Here is an 8,103-nt window from a genome sequence, read left to right as displayed (position 1 = left end):
ACCCCTGTACTCACCGTGAAAGGGTGATGTCCTAGGCCTCTAGACGATGGGGACCGCGGAACTTCCAAACAACATCTGCACCACTTCAACAAGCAACATCATTGCTGCTGGTGGAGGTAAGCGGGATCGAACCGCTGACCTCTTGCATGCCATGCAAGCGCTCTCCCAGCTGAGCTATACCCCCGTTGGTGCAGAAACAAGAGTATAGCAAAGAAGTTTCACTCTGCAAATACCCTTTTTCGTCTATGAGCAACTTTTCATAGGGGCGGTTTCCGCACTCTATTTTTACGGCTATTCCAGCGCTTATTTCAGAACAGCGATTACAGCCACTTTGCCAGGCGCGCCAGCACGGTGTCGCGGCCGAACATGACCACCACCTGATCGATGGCCGGCGTCTGCAGCTGGCCCGTCAGAATCAGGCGCAAAGGCATGGCCAGCAGCGGCATCTTGATGGTATTGGCGGCCAGCACTTCCTTGATCATGGCGGCCACGGCTTCCTTGCTCCACTCCACCGTGGCGATGCGCTCGGCAAACTGCGCCAGCACGGGCTTGATGGCATCCGTGATGTGCTGCGCTGCCAGTTCCGCTTCCGGCTGCGGCTCGCGGAAGAACAGCATCGAAGCGTCAGCCAGTTCATTGACCGTGTTGGCGCGCTCTTTCATCATGCCCAGCACTTGCGCCAGATCCGGCGCGCCTTCGAAGACGGCGCCGGCGGCGACCATGTGCGGACGCGCCAGGTCGGCCAGGCGGGTATTGTCGGCCTGCTTGATGTACTGATTATTGAGCCACTTGAGTTTTTCCAGGTCGAACTGCGCGGCCGACTTGGTCAGGTGCTCGAGGTTGAACCACTCGCAGAACTGCGCCACCGAGAAGACTTCATCGTCGCCATGGCTCCAGCCCAGGCGCGCCAGATAATTCAGCATCGATTCAGGCAAGAAGCCCTGCGCCGGGTAATCCATCACGCTGACGGCATCGCGGCGCTTCGACATCTTCTGGCCGTCCGAACCCAAAATCATCGGCAGGTGGCCGTACAGCGGCAGCGGTGCACCGATGGCGCGCAGGATGTTGATCTGGCGCGGGGTGTTGTTGACGTGATCGTCGCCGCGCAGCACGTGCGTGATGCCCATGTCCCAGTCATCGACGGCCACGCAGAAGTTGTACGTCGGCGTGCCGTCAGGACGGGCGATCACCAGGTCGTCCAGTTCGCGGTTCGAGATCGTGATCGTGCCCTTGACCACATCGTCCCACGTCACGTCGCCATCGAGCGGATTCTTGAAGCGCACGACGGGCTTGCGGTCCGCTGGCACGGCCGGCAGGGTCTTGCCCGGTTCCGGGCGCCAGGTGCCGTCGTAGCGTGGCTTTTCGCCGGCGGCGCGCATGCGCTCGCGCATTGCTTCGACTTCTTCCGGCGACGAGTAGCAGTGGTACGCCGTGCCTTCGGCCAGCATCTGCGCCACCACTTCGCGGTAGCGGTCCATGCGCTGCATCTGGTAGAACGGGCCTTCGTCGTGGTCCAGGCCCAGCCACTTCATGCCTTCGATGATGGCTTGCACGGCTTCCGGCGTGGAACGCTCCACGTCCGTGTCTTCGATGCGCAGCACGAAGGTGCCGCCGAAATGGCGGGCATACGCCCAGCTGTATAAAGCGGTGCGGGCGCCGCCCAGGTGCAGATAGCCGGTCGGGCTGGGAGCGAAACGGGTACGGACGGGAGTAGCGTTTGTGGTCATCGAAGTAATCAGGCTTGAATAAGTAAAACGCCATTTTACTCTGTTGACCGCCGCCGCTCCACAAGCGTCGTCACAGCTGCAGCAAGCGCCTTTTCACCTCGTCCGCCTGCGCATGCAGCGCCTGCTCGAACAGGGCCACCAGCTGCGACAGGGGCCGGTGCAACGGTTTCACGAGATTCACGGTGAACGGCAGGGACACGGCAAAGCGGCGGATCTGCAAGCCCTGCCCCGCATAATCGAGCGCCGTGAGCGGATTGACGATGGCCAGCCCCACGCCTTCGCGCACCATGGCACAGACGGAAGCGGCGCTGTGCGTGTCGAGCGCCATGCGCCGCTCCACGCCAGCCTGCGCGAAGATGGCGTCGATCTGCTGGCGGTAGGGGTCGACGGCGGCCAGGCTGATGAAAGGCTGGCCCGCGAAGTCCGCCGGCACCAAGGTCATCTTGCCTGCCAATGGATGGCCGTCGGGCAGTACGCACACTTCATCGACGGACATCAAGGTATCGAGTACGGTGCCCGGCGGCGCATTGCCCACTTCCGTCAGGCCGATATCGTGGCGCTGCGCCGACAGCCACTCTTCCAGCAGCGGCGACTCCTGCGGCGTGATGCTGATGCTCACCTTGGGAAAATCGGCGACGAAGCGCTTGCACGCCTGCGGCAGCAAGGATTGGGAAAACACGGGCAGGCAGGCGATCGACAACTGTCCCTGGTCGAACTGGCGCAGGGCCGCCGCCGTGCTGACGATGCGCTCCAGACCGAAGTACGCGCGCTGCACTTCCTCGAACAGCTGCAGCGCCTGGGCCGTGGGGCGCAGACGCCCCCGTTCGCGCTCGAACAGGGTCAATCCCGTCAAATGTTCGAGGCGCGCCAGCTCGCGGCTGACGGTGGGCTGCGAGGTGTGCAGCATGGCGGCGGCGGCCGTCACGCTGCCCGTCGTCATGATGGCGCGAAAAACCTCGATGTGGCGCAATGAGATAGTCATACCCATATCATAAATGAATAAGGTCACCTTAAATGGATATTTTATGTTTACACAGAAAACCCCCATCATGGACAGCATCGTAGGTCGGATTAGCGGGCAAAGCCCGCGTAATCCGACACCACCTCCGACGCCACCCATCACATAATAAAGACCACCGCCATGAAACCAGTGCCAGACGCCACCCTCGCCCAACTCGCCCAGGAACACGGCACGCCCCTGTGGGTGTATGACGCGGCCACCATCCGCGCGCGCATCGCGCAGCTGGCGCAATTTGACACCGTGCGCTTCGCGCAAAAGGCCAACTCGAACATCCATTTGCTCACCCTGATGCGCGAAGCAGGCGTGCACGTGGACGCCGTCTCGCTGGGCGAGATCGAACGCGCGCTGCAGGCAGGCTTTACGCCGGCGCAAACGAACGGCGCCGCCGGCCTGGTGTTCACCTGCGACCTGTTCGACCGCGCCGCCCTGGCGCGCGTGGCGGCGGCAAAAATTGAAGTCAATTGCGGCTCCGTCGACATGCTGCGCCAGCTGGGCCCCGTGTCGCCCGGCCACCGCGTCTGGCTGCGCATCAATCCCGGCTATGGCCATGGCCACAGCAACAAGACGAATACGGGCGGCGAAAACAGCAAGCACGGCATCTGGTACGAAGAGCTGCCGGAGGCGCTGGCCGTCATTCGCGCCCACGGACTGCACCTGGTGGGCCTGCACATGCACATCGGCTCGGGCGTCGATTACAGCCACCTGGAAACCGTCTGCGGCACCATGGTCGACCTGGTCAAGAACATGGGCCACGACATCGAAGCCATTTCCACGGGCGGCGGCCTGTCCGTGCCGTACCGCGAAGGCGAGCAACCAGTCGACACGGACCACTACTTCCAGCTGTGGGATGCGGCGCGCAAGCAGATCGAGGCGCACCTGGGCCATCGCGTGCACCTGGAAATCGAACCTGGCCGCTTCCTCGTGGCCGATGCGGGCCTGCTGGTGGCCGAAGTGCGCGCCACCAAGCAAATGGGCGGCAAGCACTTCACCTTGCTCGATACGGGCTTCAATGAACTGATGCGCCCCGCCATGTACGGCAGCTACCATGAAATGTCGGTGATCGCGCACGACGGCCGCGCTCTCGATGAGCAGCACGCCACCGTCGTCGGCGGCCCCCTGTGCGAATCGGGCGACGTCTTCACCCAGCGCGATGGCGGCGTGGTGGAAACCCGGCAGCTGCCGGCAGCGCAGGTGGGCGACTATGTGGTCTTCGAAGGCGCGGGCGCGTATGGCGCGTCGATGTCGTCGAACTATAACAGCCGCCCGCATGCAGCCGAATACCTGGTCGATGGGGCGCAATCCCGCCTGATCCGCCGGCGCCAGACGGTTGCCGAGCTGATCGCGCTGGAACAACTGTAAATCCTCGCCCGCGTGCGGGCATGCGCATCTGCTAACATCGGGGCAACTCGATGAAAGCCCGCCATGCCCGCCCAAGCACTTCCCTTCCGCAGCGCCACCCGGCTGCTTCTGCCGCTGCTGCTGTCCGCCGTCCTCGCCGGGTGCGCTTCCCTGCCCTCGCTGGACGGCCGCATCTCCTCCAGCGTCATCGCCGACACACACCACACCCAATTGGCCACGGCCATTGCGCCCATGGTGGCGCAGCATCCCGGCGTGTCCGGCATTTACCCGCTGGTCGACGGGCGCGACGCCTTTGCCGCGCGCGCCCTGCTGGCCGCCGCCGCCCAGCGCAGCCTGGACGTGCAGTACTACATCTGGCACAAGGACATCACGGGCACCCTGCTGTTCGATGCCTTGCGCCAGGCGGCCGAACGGGGCGTGCGCGTGCGCCTGCTGCTCGACGATAACAACACGGCGGGCTTGGACCAGACCCTGTCCATGCTGGGCAAGCAGCGGAACCTGGAAATCCGCCTGTTCAATCCCTTCGTGCCCCGCGCGCCGCGCGCGCTGGCCTTCGCCACCGATTTTTCGCGCCTCAACCGGCGCATGCACAACAAATCGTTCACGGCCGACAACCACGCCACCATCGTGGGCGGGCGCAACGTGGGCGATGAATACTTCGGCGCGGCCGGCGATGTGCTGTTCGCCGACCTGGACGTGCTGGCCATCGGCCCCGTCGTCGGCGAGGTCTCGCAGGATTTCGACCGCTACTGGAACAGCGCCTCGGCCTACCCGGCCGCAATGCTGCTGACCAGCCCTGTCGATGGCGACGCGGCCACCATCGCCGCCGAGGCAGACCGCATCGACGACACCAGGGCGGCCGAAGAATACGTGCAGGCGCTGCGCACCTCGCCCTTCGTCAAGCAGATGATGGAACGCACCCTGCCCTTCGAATGGGCAAGGACGCGCATGGTCAGCGACGACCCGGCCAAGGTGCTGGACCAGGCCAGGCCCGGCACGCGCGTGGCGGAAAACCTGCAAAACCTGCTCGGTGTGCCGGAAAAGGAAGTGGATCTGGTATCGCCGTATTTCGTGCCCGGCAAGTCCGGCACGCAAGCCTTTGCCGACCTGGCGAAAAAAGGCGTGGGCGTGCGCATCCTGACGAACGCGCTGGAAGCGACCGACGTGGCGGCCGTGCATGCGGGTTATGCAAAATGGCGTAAACCGCTGCTGGAAGCGGGCGTGCTGCTGTACGAGTCGCGCCGCTCGTGGGAGGCCGGCGACGCGCGCGAACAGCCGGGCCGCTTCGGCAGCTCCGCATCGAGCCTGCATGCGAAGACCTTTGCCGTCGACGACCGGCGCATCTTTGTCGGCTCGTTCAATTTCGATCCGCGCTCGATCGAATTGAATACGGAAATGGGCCTCGTCATCGACAGCCCCGCGCTGGCCAGCCAGCTGGGGCTAGCCATGCGCACCACCATCCCGCAGCGCGCCTACCAGGTGCTGCTTGGCGACGACGGCGCGCTGTACTGGATCGCCCGCGACGCCAGCGGCGCCGCCACGCGCTACGACACGGAACCGGGCACCAGCGTGTGGAAGCGCATGGGGGTGGCGATTCTGTCGGTGCTGCCGATTGATTGGCTGCTGTAAGCGGTTTTGCCGACGATGTTGTCGGATGACGCGTGGCTGCGCCCCGCGTCATCCGACCTACAAGGTCATCGTAGGTCGGGTTAGCGCAAAGCGCGTAAGCCGACAAGCGCGCAGCACCACCCTTAGCGCACCGCTTCCGTCAACACCCGCCCTTCCGACGCCGACGGCTGGCGTATGCGCAGCAGATGCGCCAGGGTCGGCGCGATGTCGACCACTTCCGCGTACTGGCCGTAGGCGCCCGGCTTGATCCAGCGGGGGCCGAAGACCATCAGCGGCACGTTGGTGTCATACGTGTACGGCGTGCCGTGCGAGGTGCCGCCGCTGCCCTTGCCGAAATACCAGGCCGGTTTTGTGACGACCATCAGGTCGCCCGACAGCTGGCGGTTCCAGGCGCGGCGCATCAGCGTGTCCATGCGCGTGGCCACGGCGCCTGTTTCCATCTGCGTGCGCGTGTAGACTTGCGCCAGGCCGTCCTGCTGCAGCAGGAAGCGGGCCGCTGCGTCTTCCAGGGCGGCGCGATGGACGCCGCCCTTTTCCGCCAGCGCGTAATCGAGGTAGATATTCGGCAGCGACGACGTCGTCACCAGCTTATCGATGCCCAGGCTTGTCGCCAGGTGCTGGTTCAGGCTTGCGACCAGCTTGTCGCCGTCGATGCGCTTGGCCGTAAAGCCGCCGCGCGCTTCCGTAAATTCCGGCACGTTGGCAAAGCCATGGTCGGCCGTCAGCACCACCAGCACGTTGTCCATGCCGACTTTTTTATCGAGGTCGGCAAAGAAGCCGGCCAGCATGCGGTCCAGGCGTTGCAGGTGATCGTGCGACATCTTGCTTTCCGGGCCGTAGGCATGGTTCACATAGTCGTGCGCGGACAGGCTCACGCCCAGGATGTCGGGCACGCCGGCCGGGTTGCGGCCCAGGTTCTCGCCATCGACGGCGGCGCGGGCAAATTCCAGGGTCAGTTCATCGAGGAAGGGTCCGGACTTCAAGCGGCTGTAGTACTCGCCGTCGAGCTGGCCGCTGTCGCTGTAATAGGCGAACGGGAAGGTGTTGCGCGTGCCCGGCTTGGCCGCCACCAGATCGTCGCGCGCATCGTTGACATATGCCCCGTCGGCCAGCAGCGGCGTCCAGCTCTTGCCGTAATAACGGTCCTGCGGCTTGGCCGCCTGGTAGCGCTGCACCCATTGCGGGTGCTGCTGCATGTAATAGGTGCTGCTGGCGAAATTGCCCGTCTTTTCCATGTACATATAGGCCGTGCCCGTTTTCCCGGCCAGCAGGATGGCGCCGCGGTCCTTGCCCGACACGGTGACGACCTTGGCCTTGTCGCCCGTGGCATAGCGCAGCTCGTCACCGAGGGTGCTCACGCGCAGCTTGGTCGGCGCGGTACCGTCGTCCGGCTTCGTCTCTTCGCCGATGTAATGGAAATTGCCATCCTCGGTGCAGTACACGGACTTTTTCGTGAGGGGATCGATCCAGTTATTGCCGATCACGCCATGCTGGTAAGGATAGGCGCCCGACAGCACGGCCGAGTGGCCGATGGCGGTAACCGTGATGCCGTGGGCCTGGTGCGCATCGCTGAACCACGCTCCCTGCTCCAGCAGGCGGCGGAAACCGCCCTGGCCGAACTGCTCACGGTAGCGCGTCACCTGTTCCTGCGGCAAACCGTCGACCACCAGCACCACGACCAGCTTCGGCTGCGCCGCAGCCGAGGGTACGGCCTTGGCCGCATATGCCTGGCAAGCCGCCACGCTCGTCACCAGCAACAGCGCCTGCGCCAGCTGCCGGGAAAGGGAGAAATGTTTCGTCATATCCACTCATCAAAAGTTAGGCCACCGGGCAGCATACGCCGACTATATGACACAACAATGACAAGAAGCAACAATATGAAAAGGCCGGGCCCCATCGCTGGAACCCGGCCTGTGCCGCAACAGACAATATATCCGACTTACTTGACCGTCACTTTGATGCTTTTGCTCAACTCCGGCCCATACGACTGGTGCGCGCCATTGGCGAACTGCATGGTGAGCGTGTACTGGCCCGGCGGCAAAGTGACGTCCGTTTCCGTTTGACCTTTGCCAAAATGCAAATGCTTGTCATCCATGGGTATCATCTCGCCCGCCTTCATCGGCCCCGTATTGATGAGCAGATGATGGTGGCCCGTCTTGGCCGTCATCTCGCCGGCCGGCTTGACGTCCATGCCGCTGACGGCAAATTTCACTTTGAACGGGCTCGTCACCGTCGCACCATCGACTGGCTCGACGAAGGAAACGGATTGGGCGAAGGCGCTGGCGGCCAGCAGGCTGCCGGCAACCAGGACTGCGGCCTGGCGCAGGAATACGGTAGTCAATTGCATGATGTCTCCTCTTGTTTAAT

At 63.8% G+C, this 8,103-nt stretch carries 6 protein-coding genes and 1 tRNA gene; 2 read left to right on the top strand and 5 right to left on the bottom strand.

What is annotated here, in order from left to right; translation table 11 throughout:
- Positions 1 to 108: 108 nt before the first annotated feature.
- The 3 genes from JAB8_RS06075 to JAB8_RS06065 all read right to left on the bottom strand — a co-directional run bounded on the left by JAB8_RS06075 (position 109) and on the right by JAB8_RS06065 (position 2,709).
- Positions 109 to 184 (bottom strand) — tRNA-Ala (locus tag JAB8_RS06075).
- 136 nt (positions 185 to 320) lie between these two features.
- Positions 321 to 1,727, bottom strand: a complete 1,407-nt coding sequence (gltX, locus tag JAB8_RS06070; RefSeq protein ID WP_070288874.1) for a glutamate--tRNA ligase — start codon at positions 1,725 to 1,727, stop codon at positions 321 to 323.
- 70 nt (positions 1,728 to 1,797) lie between these two features.
- A complete protein-coding gene (locus tag JAB8_RS06065) occupies positions 1,798 to 2,709 on the bottom strand; it encodes a LysR family transcriptional regulator (protein WP_070288873.1) in 912 nt (303 codons plus the stop codon).
- Between the two features lie 159 nt (positions 2,710 to 2,868).
- Between JAB8_RS06065 and lysA the strand changes: the two genes are divergently transcribed.
- Positions 2,869 to 4,107: a diaminopimelate decarboxylase gene (lysA, locus tag JAB8_RS06060; RefSeq protein WP_070288872.1), complete on the top strand. Its 1,239-nt coding sequence runs from the start codon at positions 2,869 to 2,871 to the stop codon at positions 4,105 to 4,107.
- A 63-nt stretch (positions 4,108 to 4,170) separates the two neighbouring features.
- Positions 4,171 to 5,736, top strand: a complete 1,566-nt coding sequence (locus JAB8_RS06055; RefSeq protein ID WP_070288871.1) for a phospholipase D family protein — start codon at positions 4,171 to 4,173, stop codon at positions 5,734 to 5,736.
- 122 nt (positions 5,737 to 5,858) lie between these two features.
- Here the strand turns inward: JAB8_RS06055 and JAB8_RS06050 are convergent, their stop codons facing one another.
- Together JAB8_RS06050 and JAB8_RS06045 are read right to left on the bottom strand one after the other, a co-directional pair.
- Positions 5,859 to 7,538 (bottom strand): alkaline phosphatase family protein, encoded by a 1,680-nt coding sequence (locus tag JAB8_RS06050; RefSeq protein WP_070288870.1) that lies wholly within the window; start codon positions 7,536 to 7,538, stop codon positions 5,859 to 5,861.
- 137 nt (positions 7,539 to 7,675) lie between these two features.
- Positions 7,676 to 8,083, bottom strand: a complete 408-nt coding sequence (locus tag JAB8_RS06045) for a DUF4399 domain-containing protein (RefSeq protein WP_070288869.1) — start codon at positions 8,081 to 8,083, stop codon at positions 7,676 to 7,678.
- Positions 8,084 to 8,103 lie beyond the last annotated feature (20 nt).

The sequence above is a fragment of the Janthinobacterium sp. HH106 genome (assembly GCF_001758725.1).
In the GTDB taxonomy this organism is placed as follows: Bacteria; Pseudomonadota; Gammaproteobacteria; order Burkholderiales; family Burkholderiaceae_D; genus Janthinobacterium.
This window is presented reverse-complemented; position numbering and strand designations above follow the sequence as displayed.

Excerpts from the sequence above, each read along its gene's own strand:
- gltX (WP_070288874.1), bottom strand. The coding sequence starts at position 1,727 with ATGACCACAAACGCTACTCCCGTCCGTACCCGTTTCGCTCCCAGCCCG.
- JAB8_RS06065 (WP_070288873.1), bottom strand. The coding sequence starts at position 2,709 with ATGACTATCTCATTGCGCCACATCGAGGTTTTTCGCGCCATCATGACG.
- lysA (WP_070288872.1), top strand. The coding sequence starts at position 2,869 with ATGAAACCAGTGCCAGACGCCACCCTCGCCCAACTCGCCCAGGAACAC.
- JAB8_RS06055 (WP_070288871.1), top strand. The coding sequence starts at position 4,171 with ATGCCCGCCCAAGCACTTCCCTTCCGCAGCGCCACCCGGCTGCTTCTG.
- JAB8_RS06050 (WP_070288870.1), bottom strand. The coding sequence starts at position 7,538 with ATGACGAAACATTTCTCCCTTTCCCGGCAGCTGGCGCAGGCGCTGTTG.
- JAB8_RS06045 (WP_070288869.1), bottom strand. The coding sequence starts at position 8,083 with ATGCAATTGACTACCGTATTCCTGCGCCAGGCCGCAGTCCTGGTTGCC.